This window comes from Enterobacter sp. JH25 (assembly GCF_021725435.1).
GTDB lineage: Bacteria > Pseudomonadota > Gammaproteobacteria > Enterobacterales > Enterobacteriaceae > Enterobacter > Enterobacter intestinihominis.
On the sequence record NZ_CP091319.1, the window covers coordinates 3,555,632 to 3,572,112 of the forward strand.

14 protein-coding genes and 1 pseudogene are annotated in these 16,481 nt (G+C 60.1%); 6 read left to right on the forward strand and 9 right to left on the reverse strand.

Going from position 1 to position 16,481, the window contains the following annotated elements:
- Positions 1 to 54: 54 nt before the first annotated feature.
- Positions 55 to 828, forward strand: a complete 774-nt coding sequence (locus tag L2Y28_RS17015) for a DNA-binding transcriptional repressor (RefSeq protein WP_015571676.1) — start codon at positions 55 to 57, stop codon at positions 826 to 828.
- Positions 821 to 1,786, forward strand: coding sequence for an arabinose-5-phosphate isomerase GutQ (gene gutQ, locus L2Y28_RS17020; RefSeq protein WP_022649150.1), 966 nt, complete (start codon positions 821 to 823; stop codon positions 1,784 to 1,786). Before L2Y28_RS17015 ends, gutQ begins: the two co-directional genes overlap by 8 nt.
- On the opposite strand, the gene norR is transcribed toward gutQ, so the two are convergent.
- Positions 1,783 to 3,297, reverse strand: a complete 1,515-nt coding sequence (norR, locus tag L2Y28_RS17025; RefSeq protein ID WP_022649151.1) for a nitric oxide reductase transcriptional regulator NorR — start codon at positions 3,295 to 3,297, stop codon at positions 1,783 to 1,785. The two genes, gutQ and norR, sit on opposite strands and share 4 nt — an antisense overlap.
- 187 nt (positions 3,298 to 3,484) lie before the next feature.
- Between norR and norV the strand changes: the two genes are divergently transcribed.
- Both norV and norW read left to right on the forward strand, forming a co-directional pair.
- Positions 3,485 to 4,933, forward strand: a complete 1,449-nt coding sequence (gene norV / locus L2Y28_RS17030) for an anaerobic nitric oxide reductase flavorubredoxin (RefSeq protein WP_022649152.1) — start codon at positions 3,485 to 3,487, stop codon at positions 4,931 to 4,933.
- The gene (gene norW / locus L2Y28_RS17035) at positions 4,930 to 6,063 is read left to right on the forward strand and encodes an NADH:flavorubredoxin reductase NorW (RefSeq protein ID WP_022649153.1); all 1,134 of its coding nucleotides are present in this window, start codon (positions 4,930 to 4,932) and stop codon (positions 6,061 to 6,063) included. Before norV ends, norW begins: the two co-directional genes overlap by 4 nt.
- A 113-nt stretch (positions 6,064 to 6,176) precedes the next feature.
- Here norW and L2Y28_RS17040 read toward each other — a convergent pair whose 3' ends face one another.
- The 4 genes from L2Y28_RS17040 to L2Y28_RS17055 form a co-directional block, all read right to left on the reverse strand.
- Positions 6,177 to 7,199, reverse strand: coding sequence for a HoxN/HupN/NixA family nickel/cobalt transporter (locus tag L2Y28_RS17040; protein ID WP_022649154.1), 1,023 nt, complete (start codon positions 7,197 to 7,199; stop codon positions 6,177 to 6,179).
- A gap of 1 nt (position 7,200) precedes the next feature.
- The gene (gene hypF, locus L2Y28_RS17045) at positions 7,201 to 9,417 is read right to left on the reverse strand and encodes a carbamoyltransferase HypF (protein ID WP_022649155.1); all 2,217 of its coding nucleotides are present in this window, start codon (positions 9,415 to 9,417) and stop codon (positions 7,201 to 7,203) included.
- 6 nt (positions 9,418 to 9,423) lie between these two features.
- Positions 9,424 to 9,969 (reverse strand): electron transport protein HydN, encoded by a 546-nt coding sequence (gene hydN / locus L2Y28_RS17050; RefSeq protein WP_017382793.1) that lies wholly within the window; start codon positions 9,967 to 9,969, stop codon positions 9,424 to 9,426.
- Positions 9,970 to 10,102: 133 nt separating this feature from the next.
- The gene (locus L2Y28_RS17055) at positions 10,103 to 11,116 is read right to left on the reverse strand and encodes a LacI family DNA-binding transcriptional regulator (RefSeq protein WP_022649156.1); all 1,014 of its coding nucleotides are present in this window, start codon (positions 11,114 to 11,116) and stop codon (positions 10,103 to 10,105) included.
- Positions 11,117 to 11,330: 214 nt separating this feature from the next.
- Between L2Y28_RS17055 and ascF the strand changes: the two are divergent.
- Together ascF and L2Y28_RS17065 are read left to right on the forward strand one after the other, a co-directional pair.
- Positions 11,331 to 12,782: pseudogene (ascF, locus tag L2Y28_RS17060) on the forward strand (PTS cellobiose/arbutin/salicin transporter subunit IIBC).
- 18 nt (positions 12,783 to 12,800) lie between these two features.
- Complete coding sequence (locus L2Y28_RS17065) at positions 12,801 to 14,225, forward strand: 6-phospho-beta-glucosidase (protein ID WP_022649158.1); 1,425 nt, start codon at positions 12,801 to 12,803, stop codon at positions 14,223 to 14,225.
- A 59-nt stretch (positions 14,226 to 14,284) separates the two neighbouring features.
- On the opposite strand, the gene hycI is transcribed toward L2Y28_RS17065, so the two are convergent.
- Genes hycI through L2Y28_RS17085 form a run of 4 tightly spaced genes read right to left on the reverse strand, consistent with a single transcriptional unit; the run spans position 14,285 to position 16,479 of the window.
- A complete protein-coding gene (gene hycI / locus L2Y28_RS17070) occupies positions 14,285 to 14,770 on the reverse strand; it encodes a hydrogenase maturation peptidase HycI (protein ID WP_022649159.1) in 486 nt (161 codons plus the stop codon).
- A complete protein-coding gene (locus L2Y28_RS17075) occupies positions 14,763 to 15,173 on the reverse strand; it encodes a formate hydrogenlyase maturation HycH family protein (RefSeq protein ID WP_022649160.1) in 411 nt (136 codons plus the stop codon). Before L2Y28_RS17075 ends, hycI begins: the two co-directional genes overlap by 8 nt.
- Positions 15,170 to 15,937: an NADH-quinone oxidoreductase subunit B family protein gene (locus tag L2Y28_RS17080; RefSeq protein WP_022649161.1), complete on the reverse strand. Its 768-nt coding sequence runs from the start codon at positions 15,935 to 15,937 to the stop codon at positions 15,170 to 15,172. Before L2Y28_RS17080 ends, L2Y28_RS17075 begins: the two co-directional genes overlap by 4 nt.
- Positions 15,937 to 16,479 carry a formate hydrogenlyase complex iron-sulfur subunit gene (locus L2Y28_RS17085; RefSeq protein ID WP_022649162.1) on the reverse strand — a complete coding sequence of 181 codons (543 nt, stop codon included), beginning with the start codon at positions 16,477 to 16,479 and terminating at the stop codon, positions 15,937 to 15,939. Before L2Y28_RS17085 ends, L2Y28_RS17080 begins: the two co-directional genes overlap by 1 nt.
- Positions 16,480 to 16,481: the final 2 nt, after the last annotated feature.

The following is a 16,481-nucleotide window of genomic DNA, read 5'->3' on the forward strand; positions in this document are numbered from 1 at the left end:
GAAAGTTATAAACTTGCGGAATTATCATTTCGCAACGTAAGGAACGAAGCGCCTATGAAACCACGTCAGCGGCAGGCGGCCATACTTGAGCATCTGCAAAAGCAGGGAAAGTGCTCGGTAGAGGATCTGGCCCACTACTTTGACACCACCGGCACGACAATACGCAAGGACCTGGTGTTGCTCGAAAACTCCGGCGCCGTCATTCGTACCTACGGCGGCGTGGTGCTCAATAAAGACGAAGCCGACCCGCCTATCGATCACAAGACGCTGATTAATACGCACCAGAAAGCGCTGATTGCCGAAGCTGCGGTCAAATTTATCCAGGACGGCGATTCCATCATCCTCGACGCTGGCAGTACCGTCCTGCAGATGATCCCGCTGCTCAGCCGCTTTAATAACATCACCGTGATGACCAACAGCCTGCATATCGTCAATGCCCTGTCAGAGTTCGACAGCGAGCAGACCATCCTGATGCCCGGTGGCACCTTCCGTAAAAAATCCGCGTCGTTTCACGGGCAGTTGGCGGAGAATGCCTTCGACCACTTCAGCTTCGATAAGCTGTTTATGGGCACGGACGGCATCGACCTCAACGCGGGCGTGACCACCTTCAACGAGGTGTTCAGCGTCAGCAAAGCGATGTGCAACGCCGCGCGGGAAGTGATTTTGATGGCGGACTCGTCGAAGTTTGGCCGTAAAAGCCCCAACATTGTCTGTAGCCTTGAAAGCGTCGATAAGCTGATTACCGACGCAGGTATCGATCCGGCATTTAAAAAAGCGCTGGAAGCGAAGGGCATCGACGTGATCGTAACCGGAGAGAAAAATGAGTGATTTTCTGTTAAACGCAGGCCGCCAGACTCTGCTGCTGGAGCTACAGGAAGCCAGCCGCCTGCCGGAGCGTCTGGGTGAGGATTTTGTTCGTGCAGCCAACACCATTATCCACTGCGAGGGCAAAGTGATCGTGGCGGGTATCGGTAAATCCGGTCATATCGGCAAGAAGATTGCCGCGACGCTTGCCAGCACCGGCACACCGGCGTTCTTCGTGCATCCTGCCGAAGCGCTGCACGGCGATCTGGGGATGATCGAAAGCCGCGACGTGATGCTGTTCATCTCCTACTCCGGTTCAGCCAAAGAGCTGGATCTCATCATCCCTCGCCTGCAAGAAAAATCGGTGGCCCTGTTAGCGATGACCGGCAAATCCCGTTCGCCGCTGGCGCTGGCCGCGAAAGCAACGCTGGATATTTCCGTTGAGCGCGAAGCCTGCCCGATGCACCTGGCACCGACCTCCAGCACCGTCAACACGCTGATGATGGGCGACGCGCTGGCGATGGCGGTGATGCAGGCGCGCGGCTTTAACGAAGAGGATTTCGCCCGTTCCCATCCTGCTGGCGCGCTTGGGGCACGTCTGCTCAACAAGGTTCACCACCTGATGCGCACGGACGATGCCATTCCTCAGGTCAAACTCGACACCAGCGTGATGGACGCCATGCTGGAGCTGAGCCGCACCGGTCTGGGGCTGGTTGCGGTATGCGACAACAACCGCCAGGTGAAGGGCGTCTTCACCGACGGCGACCTGCGCCGCTGGCTGGTGGGCGGCGGCAAGCTGGAGGCGCGGGTATCCGAAGCAATGACCCGGGGCGGGCTGACGCTGAATGCCGACAGCCGCGCCATTGAAGCCAAAGAGGTGCTGATGAAGCGCAAAATCACCGCTGCGCCGGTGGTGGACGAGCACGGCAGGCTGTGCGGCGCGATCAACCTGCAAGACTTCTACCAGGCGGGGATTATTTAACCCTTAAGCCCCAGACGTTTCGCCAGCCTGTGAAGGTTGGCGACGTCCATCTCCAGCGCCCGCGCGCATGCCGCCCATCTGCGGTTATTCTGCTCCAGGGCGCGGGTGATCATCTGACGCTGGAACGCATCCGTCGCCTCGCGCAGGTTTTCGTTCACGCTCTCAGGTATCACCGGCTTCACGGACGGCGTCGTTTCCTCATGCAGCGCGAAATGGCGCGCATGAATCACCACTTCATCCCCCGAACGCGTAGCCCGCGCCAGCACCACCGCGCGGTGAATCGCATGTTCCAGTTCACGCACGTTACCCGGCCAGCCGTAGCACAGCAGGTGCGTCCTCGCGCCGGGGCTTAGCACCACGCGGGAAAGCCCCATTTTGAGCCGACACTGTTCGCAGAAAAAGCCCGCCAGCAGCACCACATCATCGCCCCGCTCGCGCAGCGGCGGCACCGTGAGCGGGAACACGCTCAGACGGTGGAACAGATCGGCGCGGAAATTGCCCGCCAGCACCTCTTCGCGCAGATCGCGGTTCGTCGCCGCCAGCACGCGCACATCCACGCGTAAGCTGCGATCGTCACCCACGCGTTGAATATCGCCATACTGCAACACCCGCAGCAGTTTGGCCTGGAGCGAAAGGGAGAGTTCGCCAATTTCATCGAGGAACAGCGTGCCGTTATCAGCCATTTCGAACTTGCCGCTGCGGTTGCTGATCGCCCCGGTAAAGGCCCCTTTGACGTGTCCGAACAGCTCGCTTTCCGCCACGCTTTCCGGCAGCGCCGCGCAGTTGAGATACACCAGCGGGTTCACCGCACGGGGCGAGGCTTCGTGGATCGCTTTCGCCACCAGCTCTTTACCGGTGCCGGTCTCCCCGAAGATCAGCACGTTCAAATCAGACGCGGCGACAATCTCAATCTCTTTTTTAAGCTGCGCCATGCCCGGCGAAAGTCCGATCATTTCGGTGTGCGCCACCTGCTCAAACGCCGTCGGGCTACCCGGAAGAATATTCTGGCTCTCCAGCTGTTCTATCAGCAGGGCGTTGTTCAGCGCCCCGGCCGCCAGCGCGGCAATCAGCCGTAGCTCTTCGTCGCTGAAGGTATCGAACTGATCCGGCGACATGCCATCGAGGGTTAACGCGCCAATCAGGTTCTGCCCGGCAAACAGCGGCAGGCCGATACAGGCGTGCACCTTCAGGCTCTCCTGCCCGGGGATCAGGCCGTCGTACGGATCGGGCAGATCGCTGTCTGCCGGGAAACGCACCACATCACCCGCACGGGCGATGGTTTCCAGACGCGGGTGGCCCTCCAGGGTAAAGCGCCGCCCGAGTACGTCCTTCGCCAGACCGTCGATAGCCAGCGGAATAAACTGCCGCCCTTCGTAACGCAGCAGCGCCGAGGCATCGCAATCCAGCACGTGGCGCAACGTGGAGATCAGCCGCTGAAAGCGGTCCTGATGACCGATACCGGTTTGCAGTTCTATGGCGATCTTCGCCAGCACATCTACGGAAAAGCTCATCTCTGCCTCACTGTCAATTTGACAACACATAGTGTCATATTGACAATTTTTAAGATAGTCAAAATGACTACCTATTAGGGAGAATAAAAATATAAATACATTATTTTCAATGAGTTAAAAAACTGGCACGCAACTTGATATATGACAGTCATCTTATTTGAAAACGCCGTATTAAGTTGAGGTTGCTATGTCTATTCTGGTTAAAAATAACATTCATTGGGTGGGTCAACGTGACTGGGAAGTACGTGATTTTCACGGGACGGAATACAAAACGCTGCGCGGCAGCAGCTACAACAGCTATCTCATTCGCGAAGGTAAAAACGTCCTGATCGATACCGTCGATCACAAATTCAGCCGCGAGTTCGTGCAGAACCTGCGCAGCGAAATCGATCTGAACGACATCGACTACATCATCATCAACCACGCGGAAGAGGATCACGCCGGGGCGCTGACCGAGCTGATGTCCCACATTCCGGATACCCCGATCTACTGCACCACCAACGCCATTGACTCCATCAACGGCCACCACCACCATCCAGAGTGGAACTTCCACACCGTAAAAACCGGCGACACGCTGGATATCGGCAACGGCAAACAGCTGATCTTCGTGGAAACCCCAATGCTGCACTGGCCGGACAGCATGATGACCTACATGACCGGTGACGCGGTGCTGTTCAGCAACGACGCCTTCGGCCAGCACTACTGCGACGAACGTCTGTTCAACGACGAAGTGGATCAGACCGAGCTGTTCGAACAGTGCCAGCGCTACTACGCCAACATCCTGACGCCGTTCAGCCGTCTGGTCACGCCAAAAATCACCGAGATCCTCGGCTTCAACCTGCCGGTGGATATGATTGCCACCTCCCACGGCGTGGTATGGCGTGAAAATCCAACCCAGATCGTCGAGCTGTACCTGAAGTGGGCGGCGGACTATCAGGAAGACCGCATCACCATCTTCTACGACACCATGTCCAACAACACCCGCATGATGGCGGACGCCATTGCCCAGGGCATCAACGAAGTGGACCCGAACGTGGCAGTGAAAATCTTCAACGTGGCGCGCAGCGATAAGAATGAGGTATTGACCAACGTCTTCCGCTCCAAAGGCGTGCTGGTGGGTACCTCCACCATGAATAACGTGATGATGCCGAAAATTGCCGGACTGGTGGAAGAGATGACCGGCCTGCGCTTCCGTAACAAACGCGCCAGCGCCTTTGGTTCACACGGCTGGAGCGGCGGCGCGGTAGACCGTCTCTCCACCCGTTTACAGGATGCCGGTTTTGAGATGTCCCTGAGCCTGAAGGCGAAATGGCGTCCGGATCTCGACGCGCTGGAAATCTGTCGCCAGCACGGTCGCGACATTGCCCGCCAGTGGGCGCTTGCGCCGCTGCCGGAAACCGCACCCGCCGCGGCTGCTGCGCCGGAAGCCGTAGCAGAAGCCGCTCCTGCCGCTGCCGACCTCGGCCCCTGCATGCAGTGCAGCGTCTGCCAGTGGATTTACGATCCCGAGCTGGGCGAGCCGTTGCAGGATGTCGCGCCGGGTACACCGTGGAGCGAGGTGCCGGACAACTTCCTCTGCCCGGAATGTTCCCTCGGAAAAGACGTCTTTGATGAACTGGCAACGGAGGCAAAATGAGCCACGGCATCGTCATTATCGGCTCGGGCTTTGCCGCCCGCCAGCTGGTGAAAAATATCCGCAAACAGGATGCTAACGTGCCGTTGACGGTGATCGCCGCCGACAGCATGGATGAGTACAACAAGCCTGATTTAAGCCACGTCATTAGCCAAAATCAGCGCGCCGACGATCTCACCCGCCAGACGGCGGGGGAGTTTGCAGAACAATTTAATCTGCGTCTGTTTCCGTACACCTGGGTCACCGATATCGACGCCGACGCCCACGTGGTGAACGCGAAAGATAAAACCTGGCAGTACGACAAGCTGGTGCTGGCGACGGGGGCATCGGCGTTTGTGCCGCCGGTTGAGGGCCGCGAGTTGATGGTCACGCTCAACAGTCAGCAGGAGTATCAGGCCAGCGAGACCCTGTTACGCGACGCCACACGGGTGATGATTGTCGGCGGCGGGCTGATTGGCACCGAGCTGGCGATGGACTTCTGCCGGGCGGGAAAATCCGTCACCCTGGTTGACCACGCGGCCAGCATTCTGTCAGCGCTGATGCCGGCAGAAGTAAGCAGTCGCTTACAGCATCGTCTGACCGACATGGGCGTGCATCTGCTGCTGAAATCGCAGTTGCAGAGCCTGAGTAAAACCGAAACCGGCATTTGTGCGACGCTCGACCGCACCCGCAGGGTGGAAGTGGATGTGGTTATTGCGGCGACGGGGCTGCGCCCGGAAACCGCGCTGGCGCACCGCGCAGGCGCAGAGATCAATCGCGGCGTGAAGGTAGACAGCTACCTGCAAACCACCCAGCCGGACATTTATGCCCTGGGCGACTGCGCGGAAATTAACGGCCAGGTGCTGCCGTTCCTGCAACCGATTCAGTTAAGCGCCATGTTCCTGGCGAAAAACCTGCTCGGCGGCAACGCCCCGGTGAAATTACCCGCCATGCTGGTGAAGATAAAAACGCCGGAACTACCGCTGCATCTCGCAGGTGAAACGCAGCGTCAGGATCTGAACTGGGAGATTGCCCTTTCGGCTCAGGGCATGGTAGCTCGCGGCACCGATACTGTCGGTCAGATGCGCGCCTTTGTGGTCAGCGAAGACAGAATGAAGGAGGCCTTCGCGCTGCTGAAATCGTTACCTGCTTAACCCTCGTCATGCCGGGTGGCGCTCCGCTTACCCGGCCAACTTAACACCATAAAGGTAAACCTTGTAGGCCCGCGCAAGCGTAGCGCCGCCGGGCAAAAACAGGGCTGCGTGGTTCAGGACCGCACCACCAGCGCGTCATAACCGCGCCAGCGGTAGTTCGCCATTGAGATCAGCCAGCAGGCGACAAACAGCCCGACCACCACAAACCCGGCGTCGCCCAGGTTATCGTTCACCGCACCAATCAGATCCCACACGCCGCCGCTGAGGGAGAACTTGTCCATCAGCAGACCCAGCGCTTCCAGCCCGCCGATAAACAGCGCCACCACCACCGAAGTGCCGGTGATGGTCATGTTGTAGTACAGCTTGCGCTGCGGCTTGTTGAATGCCCAGCCGTAGGCACCCACCATTAGCAGGTTATCGAGCGTATCCACCAGCGCCATGCCGCTGGCGAAGAGCGCCGGGAAGATCATGATCGACCACACCGACATCCCGCTGGAGGCGCTGGCGGCGGAGATCCCCAGCACGCCGATTTCGGTGGCCGTGTCAAAGCCGAGGCCAAACAGGAAGCCCACCAGATACATCTGCCAGCTTTTATTGACGAGGCGGAAGGTTTTGCCGAACAGCCAGTTCATGACGCCACCCTGGGCAGGCAGCGTGATGTCGCCCTGCACGGGCCTGCCGTGTTTTAGTGCCTGAAAACTGCGCCAGACGCCGCGCAGGATCACCATATTCACCAGCGCCATCGCCAGCAGGAAGGTGGCGGAGACGGCGGTGCCAATCAGGCTGCCGGTTTCGTGGAACCATTCCATATTTTTCTGAAACGCCGTGGCGGTGGCGGCGATGGCAATGGAGGCCAGCACCACGATGGTGGAGTGTCCGAGGGAAAACCATGCGCCCACGCCGGACGGGCGCTTGCCCTGCTGCATCATCTTACGCGTCACGGTATCAATCGCGGCGATATGGTCGGCATCCACCGCATGACGCAGTCCGTAACACCAGGCCAGCAGGCTGGCCGCCATCAGCGCCGTACTGCCGCTAAAGGTGTGCCACGCCAGCCCCCAGGCCAGCAGGTTAGCCATCACCAGAGCCAGCAGCAGGCACGCTGCACGAGGTTCATTGCGTAAAAGTCGTAACATTTTAAATCCTTTGTGAACATGATCGGGCGGCAGCAACCACCGCCTGCCCGAAGGAGATCGCTCCGTCGCCTGCGGGCAGGCGCGAAGGAAAAAGAAGCGTGAAATCAGAAAGGTAATGACGAAGGCGCGCGCGTAGCAGGCGGTTGTGAAGGACACCTCCGCTGAAGCACACCGTAGAGAGCGACCGTCGGCGGGCATGCGTTGCCGCCAGTTCGCTCAGCCCTTTTGCCAGCGCATCGTGAAAGGCCCAGGCGCGCTCTCCGGGCTCCGCCCGCCAGGCCAGCCACTGCTGCCAGAACAGCGCAAGGTTATCCGTCTTGAGCGTCACCGGATGATCAACCCCTGCACAGCGTTCGGCCAGCGCCTCCAGCCGGCATGCGGCTTCGCCCTCATAGCGTTGCGTTTCAATGCCCAGCGCACAGGCCACGGCGTCAAACAGACGACCACAGGAGGAGGCCCGCGGCGCATTGATACCGCGCGTCACGGCCGCTGCCAGCAGCGGCCAGTTCTCACGCTGTACGGCATCGGTTTCCGGGTACTGCTGCCAGTCAGGTACGAACGCCAGACAGTGGGCGAGCAAATTGCGCCACGGCTGTTTTGCCGCCAGATCGCCCCCCGGCAGCGCAACGGCTGGCAGACCGCCCAGCCGTTCGCAGTCGCGATAGTTCACCCGCAGGCACTCGCCGCCCCACAGCGCGCCGTTCTCACCCATACCGATCCCATCCAGCGTCAGGGCAATAACATCCCCGCCGTCGAGGGGCCAGCCATTCTCCGCCAGACACGCTGCCGCATGCGCATGATGATGCAGCACGGTCTCAACGGGCAGCGCCTGCGCCCGGGCCCACTGTCGGGCGTGATATCCCGGATGGGCATCGCACACCACGCGCTCTGGCTGGAAGGCGTAGATGTCCTGCATCGTCGAGAGCGCACTGCGCCACTGCGCCTCTACGCCCTCGTCGCTCAGATCGCCAAAATGCTGGCTCGGCACCGCCTGGTTGCCACGTACCAGGCAGAAGGTATTTTTCATCTCCGCGCCGGTGCATAACATGGGCGAGATGTCGCGGAATCCGGCGGGCAATGTGATGGCATCCGGCACAAAACCGCGTGCGCGACGCAGCATCGCACCGTCCCGATCCATTACTGAATCATCCATCCGTTGAAGAATATCGCGGTTGTGCAGCAGGAAGCCGTCAGCGACGTCACTGAGTTCTTCCAGCGCCTGCTGGTTGCTTATGGCGGGTGGATGGCCGCTGAGGTTGCCGGAGGTCATCACCAGCGGGCGCTGGCAGTCCAACATCAGCAAATGCTGGAGCGGGTTCGCAGGCAACATCACGCCAATTGTATTCAGCCCCGGCGCAATCTCCTCAGGAAACGCAGGAAGGCAGGCTTTTGGCGTCAGCACAATCGGCGCAGCGGGTGAACCTAACAGCGTCTGGATGGCCTCCGGCAGATCGTTCGCATGCGGGATCATCACCGCCAGCGGCTTGGTCGGGCGCTGCTTGCGTGCCCGCAATTTCCGAATCGCCTGTGGGTTAAGCGCGTCGCAGACCAGGTGAAATCCGCCCAGCCCTTTGACCGCCACAATCCCGCCGTTTTTCAATCTCTCCACCGCCGCGCTTAACGCCGATTCGCGGGTGGCAGCAGCATCCCCGGCTTGCCACTCCAGCTGCGGCCCGCAGTCCGGGCAGGCCACCGGCTGGGCGTGAAAACGCCGGTCAGCCGGGTTGCGGTACTCCGTTTCACAGGGCACACAGAGCGGGAAAGGCGCCATTGACGTGGCCGGGCGGTCATAGGGCATGGCGCGGATAATGGTAAACCGCGGCCCGCAGTGGGTGCAGTTGATAAACGGGTAGCGATAACGGCGCTCGCGCGGATCGCGCATCTCCGCCAGGCATGCGGGACAGGTGGCGGCATCCGGGACGATTTGCGTGTCCATCGCCCCGCTCTCGCTGTGGCGGATGACAAACTCGTCCGGCAGCGTATTCCAGCTGTACGGCTGCGTTTCAACGCGATCGATGCGCGCCAGCGGTGGGCAGTCCTGGCGCAGTCTCGCGGTAAAGTCACCCCCACTACCCGCGAGACGCACCAGGACACCCTCTCCGTCGTTGCACACGTCGCCCGCCAGCCCCAGCTGGTGTGCAAGCTGCCAGACGAAGGGACGAAATCCTACCCCCTGCACCTTGCCGCGCACCCGAAGCTGTACGCCGTTAACGCGCATTGCAGCTTAAAACAGCAGCGATGACGAGGTGTCGAACGCCGCACGGCGGCGTTTTTCGGCACTCATCTGTTCGAGCTTATCGCGATCGACGCAGACCAGCGCATGCGTCGGACAGGCTTCCATACACGCCGGACCGGCGTCGCGGTGGTAGCAGAGGTCACATTTATTGGCTTCGGCTTTCTCCGCGCGCACGCTCAGCCCGATACCGCTGTTGCGCACCACCGGGCGAACGACCACCTCCATCGCGCCATACGGACACGCCACCACACAGGTTTTGCACCCGATGCAGCGCTCCTGCATCACATGCACGAAGCCTTTCTCGCGCTTAATCGCCCCGTTCGGACAGACGTTGGCGCACGGCGCGTCTTCGCACTGGCGACAGATAGCGGCGGTGGAAATATTCACGCCTTTAATGACGTGGATGCGCGGCAGGAAGGTATCGGGGGTCAGGGAGGCGCAATCCTGCTCCGCCTGATGGGACACCACGCACGCCACTTCACAGGTACGGCAACCAATGCATTTGCTGGCATCGGCCATAATAAAACGGTTCATCTGCTTCTCCGGCATAACTGTTATGCGCGAAGCTATTCATAAACCGTGCCAATATTTAACACATTGATTTTAAAGCGAAATAAAAAAGAAGAGGATCTGTCATCGTCATTTGTGACGATGACAGATGTCGACGTCAGCGATGCGGGCCGTCAATGACGGAGCCGCGCAGGATAAGCTCGCCGGAAAAAGTTTGCTGAGGCTTAAACTCACCGCCGTCGAGCATGAAGATCAGGCGGCTGATGGTCTCCTGGATCATCTCCGTTACCGGAATACGCACGCTGGAGAGGGACGGCACGATATAGGGCGCGATTGCCACGTCGTCAAAGCCGATGACGGACACCGCGCCCGGCGTGGCGACGCCGCTCTCGTGCAACTGCCTGATGGCGCCAATCGCCATATCGTCGTTACTCGCCACCAGGGCGGTAAACGTTTCGCCGCGGGTGAGCAGCTGAGAGACCGCCGCCGCGCCGCTGGCCGGGCTCCACTTCCCTTCGGCGATCAGCGCGTCACGCAGGGCAATGCCGTGCTGCGCCAGCGCGTCCTTGTAGCCGGAAAGACGCTCCACGCCGGTGGGGGAATCCAGCGAACCGGTGATAAACGCAATCTCCCGGTGGCCTTTCGCGATCAACTGCGATACTGCGTCCTGACACGACGCTTTATGATTGGACCAGACGCTGTGGCTGCTGTTTTTCCGCAAACGGCGGTTGAGCACCATAATCGGCTGCTCGCATTTCTCAATAATTTCGTCCAGCGCTTCCACGCTCAGAAAACGCGGGTAGATGATCACCGCGTCGCAGCGCATGTCGAGCAGGTACTGGATCGCCTCGCGCTCCTCTTCGGCGCTGTGCTTGCCGTCCGCCAGGATTAGCTGACGCCCCTTCTCTTCCGTCATCCGCGCGGCGTTAAACAGCAGCTCGCTAAAGTAGACCCCATGGTACAGGGTGTTTGTCACCACCAGCCCCAGGGTCTGGGTGCGTTTGGTCGCCAGGTTTCGCGCCAGCAGATTGGGGCGATACCCGCTCTCTTCGATGGCCTGAAACACGCGGTCTTTCGTCTCCTGGCTGACGTAACCGTTCCCCGACAGCACCCGGGAGACCGTCGCTTTCGACACGCCTGCCCGCTTCGCCACTTCCAGCATCGTGGTCATAGTGTTATTCCATTCAAATCTGATGAGCCGCAGTGTACTTCACCGCAGAAAAATTGTCGCAGCGGCGTTATCACGCTTTATACGGCCACGAGTGATCGTCATCACGAAACGAAAAAATGCATAAAAAGTGGTCTTGTTTCATTAAAAGAAACTCATGATGATTATGTGAAACCGGTTTCCTACACTTCTCACAACGATAACAGGATCACATCCGATGGCAAAAAATTACGCTGCGCTGGCAAATGACGTGGTTAGCGCGCTGGGCGGTAAAGAGAACATCGTCGCCGTCACCCACTGCATGACGCGCCTGCGCTTCGTTCTGAAAGACGAAAGCCTTACCGACGCCGCGCGTCTGAAAAGCATCAGCGGCGTGCTCGGCGTGGTGCGCAACGACAATCAGTGCCAGGTGATCATCGGCAACACCGTGTCCCAGGCATACCGTGAAGTGGTGAGCCTGCTGCCCGCCAACCTGCAACCTGCCGTAGCGGAAGGTCCACAGAAGCTTACGCTGCGCCGGATTGGCGCCGGGATCCTCGACGCGCTGATCGGCACCATGTCTCCGCTGATCCCGGCGATCATCGGCGGGTCGATGGTCAAGCTGCTGGCGATGATCCTTGAGATGACCGGCGTGCTGGGCAAAGGTGACCCGACGCTGACGATCCTGACCGTTATTGGCGACGGCGCGTTCTTCTTCCTGCCGCTGATGGTGGCGGCTTCCGCAGCGGTGAAGTTCAAAACCAACATGTCCCTGGCGATAGCCATTGCGGGCGTACTGGTTCACCCGAGCTTTATCGAGCTGATGGCGAAAGCGGCGCAGGGCGAGCATGTAGAATTTGCCTTAATTCCGGTGACGGCGGTGAAATACACCTATACCGTTATCCCGGCCCTGGTGATGACCTGGTGCCTGTCGTATATCGAACGCTGGGTGGATCGCATCACCCCGGCGGTGACCAAAAACTTCCTCAAGCCGATGCTGATCGTGCTGATTGCCGCCCCGCTCGCCATCGTGCTGATTGGCCCGCTTGGGATCTGGATCGGTAGCGCCATCTCCGCGCTGGTCTACACCATTCACGGCTATCTGGGCTGGCTCTCCGTTGCCATTATGGGCGCGCTGTGGCCGCTGCTGGTGATGACCGGGATGCACCGCGTGTTTACGCCGACCATCATCTAGACCATTGCCGAAACGGGCAAAGAAGGGATGGTGATGCCGTCGGAAATCGGCGCCAACCTGTCGCTCGGCGGTTCGTCGCTGGCGGTGGCGTGGAAAACCAAAAACCCGGAGCTGCGCCAGACGGCGCTGGCGGCTGCGGCCTCCGCCATCATGGCGGGGATCTCTGAACCGGCCCTGTACGGCGTGGCGGTACGTCTGAAACGTCCGCTGATTGCGAGCCTGATCAGCGGCTTTATCTGCGGCGCGGTGGCCGGCATGGCCGGTCTTGCCAGCCACTCCATGGCGGCGCCGGGGCTGTTCACCAGCGTGCAGTTCTTCGACCCGGCCAACCCGATGACCATCGTCTGGGTGTTTGGTGTGATGGGTCTGGCGGTGGTGCTGTCGTTCGTGCTGACCCTGCTGTTAGGGTTTGAAGATATCCCGGTAGAAGACGAAGCCGAAAAAGCACGCGCCCTGCAAACCGCACCGGTACAGAACAAAGCAGCAGAAGCATAAACTGAAAGCGAGGTAAGAATGTCTGTTTTTCCACAAGGATTTTTATGGGGCGGCGCGCTTGCCGCCAACCAGAGTGAAGGTGCTTACCGTGAAGGCGGCAAAGGACTGACGACGGTCGATATGATCCCCCACGGCGCAAACCGTCTGGCGGTAAAAGTCGGCAAGGAAAAACGGTTTTCGTTGCGTGACGACGAATTTTACCCGAGCCACGAGGCGATTGATTTTTACCATCGTTACAAAGAAGACATTGCCCTGATGGCGGAGATGGGCTTTACGGTGTTCCGCACCTCGATTGCCTGGAGCCGCCTCTACCCGAACGGCGACGAACCGTTGCCAAATCAGGAGGGCATTGCCTTCTACCGCGCGGTGTTCGAGGAGTGCAAAAAGTACAACATCGAGCCGCTGGTGACGCTCTGCCATTTCGACGTGCCGATGCACCTGGTGACGGAGTACGGCTCCTGGCGCAACCGTAAGATGGTGGATTTCTTCGCCCGCTACGCCCGCACCTGCTTCGAGGCGTTTAACGGGCTGGTGAAATACTGGCTGACCTTCAACGAAATCAACATTATGCTGCACAGCCCGTTCTCCGGCGCGGGGCTGGTGTTTGAGGAAGGGGAAAACGAAGACCAGGTGAAATACCAGGCCGCGCACCACGAGCTGGTGGCGAGCGCGCTGGCGACCAAAATCGCCCACGAGGTGAACCCGGAAAACCAGGTTGGCTGCATGCTGGCGGGCGGTAACTTCTACCCCTACTCCTGCAAGCCGGAAGACGTGTGGATGGCACTGGAGAAAGACCGCGAGAACCTGTTCTTTATCGACGTGCAGGCGCGCGGCAGCTATCCGGCCTACTCCGCCCGCGTGTTCCGCGAGAAAGGCGTGGTGATTGTGAAAGACCCCGGCGACGACGACCTGCTGAAAAACACCGTCGACTTTGTCTCGTTCAGTTATTACGCCTCGCGCTGCGCGTCGGCGGATATGAACGCGGGCAACACCAGCGCGGCGAACATCGTGAAGTCCCTGCGCAACCCGCACATTCAGGTGAGCGAGTGGGGCTGGGGCATCGACCCGCTCGGGCTGCGCATCACCATGAACATGATGTATGACCGCTACCAGAAGCCGCTGTTCCTGGTGGAAAACGGCCTCGGGGCGAAGGACGTCATTGATGAAAACGGCGAGATCAACGACGACTACCGCATCAGCTACCTGCGCGAGCATATCCGTGCGATGGGTGACGCGATTGAGGACGGCGTGCCGCTGCTGGGCTACACCACCTGGGGCTGCATTGACCTGGTCTCGGCCTCAACCGGGGAGATGAGCAAGCGCTATGGATTTGTCTACGTCGACCGCGACGACGCCGGGAACGGCACGCTGGATCGAAAGCGCAAGAAATCGTTCTGGTGGTATAAGAAGGTGATTGCGAGTAACGGGGCGGATCTGGCGTAGCCTGTTTTGCCGGGTGGCGGCGTTGCCTTACCCGGCCTACAAACTGCTCGATGCGGTTTTCACCCTCTCCCCTCTGGGGAGAGGGCCGGGGTGAGGGGCTGAAAACCCCCGTCCCCAACCCACCCGGCAAGCCGTGAATACACCACGTCCACCGCCTCTTTCACCGGCGGCGTCATCGGATAATAAAACCCGACGATGTCCGGCTGAATGCCCAGAAACAGCACCTCACCCACGTCGTCTTTAATCTGATCCACCAGGTAGTTCAGCGGCATGTTGTGGGTGGTCATCATAAACATCTCGGCGATGTCGTCCGGGTCAATCAGGCGGATCTCGCCGGGGTTGAGCCCCATATCGGTGGCATCGACGATTAACAACCTGTCCGGGCGCAGCTCGCGAATGGCCACCACGTCGTTTTCCGGCGCGCTGCCGCCGTCAATCACCACCCAGTTGCCCGGCGGGTTCGCGGCGCACATCTCCGCCAGCAGCGGGCCCGCGCCGTCGTCGCCCATCATGCTGTTGCCGACACACAGTAAAACGTCAGTCACGTAATCTCCTCACCATCAGGTAGATGGCGCTCTCCTGATGAATATCGTGCAGCATGCCGAGCAGCGTTTTGCTCCACGCCTGCTGCGCCGGGGTTTGTACGCTCAGCGCCGCGTCAAAGGCGTTGGCGAGCATCGTGATATGGTTGGCGTCGATGACGATCTCACCGTACTTCGGCACGCCCTCCATTTTGCGCCGCGCCGTGCTGCCCTCCTCCAGCGTGGCGATCCACGCCAGGTACTCGGGCCACGGGCAGCTTAACGCCGCCTCCAGGCAGTCGATCACCCCGAGGTGGTGCCCAATCGCCAGGCTGTAATAGACCACCTGCTGCGCCGCATCCGGCGTGGCATCGTTCTCATCAATAAACTTACGGCTCAGCTGGCTGAACACCACCGTTTCACTCATCGGATACGCGCCTCATCCACAATACTGTTCAGGTTTGCCACGATCTCATTGAGACGCGGATCGTTCTCGGCCTCCAGCCAGCGCGCCACCTGATGGTCGCCCTGGCTCAGCAGACGCAGATAATCGTCGGCAATCTGACGGCCATAGCGGTAACCCGCCAGCCTGCGCGCCGTGCGATCGATCTTCACCCGCAGCGGCTGCACCATATCCGGGTGCAGGAGAGTGGCTGGCTGGTTGTCCAGCTCGCCCGGCTCGCGGGCGTGGATCTTCTGCTCCAGCAGGCCGAGCGCCATGGCAAAACCGTACAGCGTGGCGGCGGGCGTCGGCGGGCAGCCCGGAATGTAAACGTCCACCGGCACGATTTTGTCGGTGCCGCCCCAGACGCAGTAAAGATCGTGGAAGATGCCGCCGCTGTTGCCGCAGGCGCCGTAGGAGATGCAGATTTTCGGATCCGGCGCAGACTGCCAGGCGCGCAGCGCAGGCGAGCGCATCGCGCGGGTGACCGCGCCGGTGAACAGCAGGATATCCGCGTGGCGCGGGGACGGCACCACTTTGATGCCGAAGCGTTCGGCGTCAAACAGCGGTGACAGGGTGGCGAAGATTTCGATCTCACAGCCGTTGCAGCCGCCGCAGTCCACGCGATAGACGTAGGCCGAGCGTTTGATTTTTTTCAGCAGCGACGCCTTCATGCTGGCGATGGACTCCTCCACCGTCAGCGGCACCGGAATGCCGTTAGCGTCGCGCGGGCCGAGTAAGTTTTCCATCAGCTGGCCTCTCTCATATGACGGGTTAAATCGATGCGGTCAGACGGCAGCAGGCATTTCTGACGTTTGCACTCCGGGCAGGTTTCGAAGCTTTCACGGTGATGCTCCGCACGCACGTCGCCGTTGTGCTTCAGCAGCGCGATGGCGTAGTCGATCTCTTTTTGCACGGCGAACGGACGCTTGCAGACGCGGCAGTTGCACAGCGCAAAGCGCGACTGCTGGAGGAAATCCTCTTTTTTCCACACCGCCAGCTCGTACTCCTGAGACAGGCGAATGGCTACCGTCGGGCAGACCTCCTCGCAGCGGCCGCAGAAGATGCAGCGCCCGAGGTTAAACTGCCAGGCCAGCTCGCCGGTTTTCAGGTCCGTTTCCACCGTTAAGGCATTCGACGGGCAGGCGTTGACGCAGGCCGCGCAGCCGATGCACTGCTGCGGGTTGTGCTCCGGCTTGCCGCGAAAGTTTTTATCCACCGGCATCGGCTCCAGCGGATAACTGCTGGTCTGCGCGCCGGTTTTGATCACTTTTTTGATAAAGGTAAACATGA

Coding starts and splice junctions, on each gene's coding strand:
- L2Y28_RS17015 (WP_015571676.1), top strand. CDS start 55: ATGAAACCACGTCAGCGGCAGGCGGCCATACTTGAGCATCTGCAAAAG.
- gutQ (WP_022649150.1), top strand. CDS start 821: ATGAGTGATTTTCTGTTAAACGCAGGCCGCCAGACTCTGCTGCTGGAG.
- norR (WP_022649151.1), bottom strand. CDS start 3,297: ATGAGCTTTTCCGTAGATGTGCTGGCGAAGATCGCCATAGAACTGCAA.
- norV (WP_022649152.1), top strand. CDS start 3,485: ATGTCTATTCTGGTTAAAAATAACATTCATTGGGTGGGTCAACGTGAC.
- norW (WP_022649153.1), top strand. CDS start 4,930: ATGAGCCACGGCATCGTCATTATCGGCTCGGGCTTTGCCGCCCGCCAG.
- L2Y28_RS17040 (WP_022649154.1), bottom strand. CDS start 7,199: ATGTTACGACTTTTACGCAATGAACCTCGTGCAGCGTGCCTGCTGCTG.
- hypF (WP_022649155.1), bottom strand. CDS start 9,417: ATGCGCGTTAACGGCGTACAGCTTCGGGTGCGCGGCAAGGTGCAGGGG.
- hydN (WP_017382793.1), bottom strand. CDS start 9,969: ATGAACCGTTTTATTATGGCCGATGCCAGCAAATGCATTGGTTGCCGT.
- L2Y28_RS17055 (WP_022649156.1), bottom strand. CDS start 11,116: ATGACCACGATGCTGGAAGTGGCGAAGCGGGCAGGCGTGTCGAAAGCG.
- L2Y28_RS17065 (WP_022649158.1), top strand. CDS start 12,801: ATGTCTGTTTTTCCACAAGGATTTTTATGGGGCGGCGCGCTTGCCGCC.
- L2Y28_RS17075 (WP_022649160.1), bottom strand. CDS start 15,173: ATGAGTGAAACGGTGGTGTTCAGCCAGCTGAGCCGTAAGTTTATTGAT.
- L2Y28_RS17080 (WP_022649161.1), bottom strand. CDS start 15,937: ATGGAAAACTTACTCGGCCCGCGCGACGCTAACGGCATTCCGGTGCCG.
- L2Y28_RS17085 (WP_022649162.1), bottom strand. CDS start 16,479: ATGTTTACCTTTATCAAAAAAGTGATCAAAACCGGCGCGCAGACCAGC.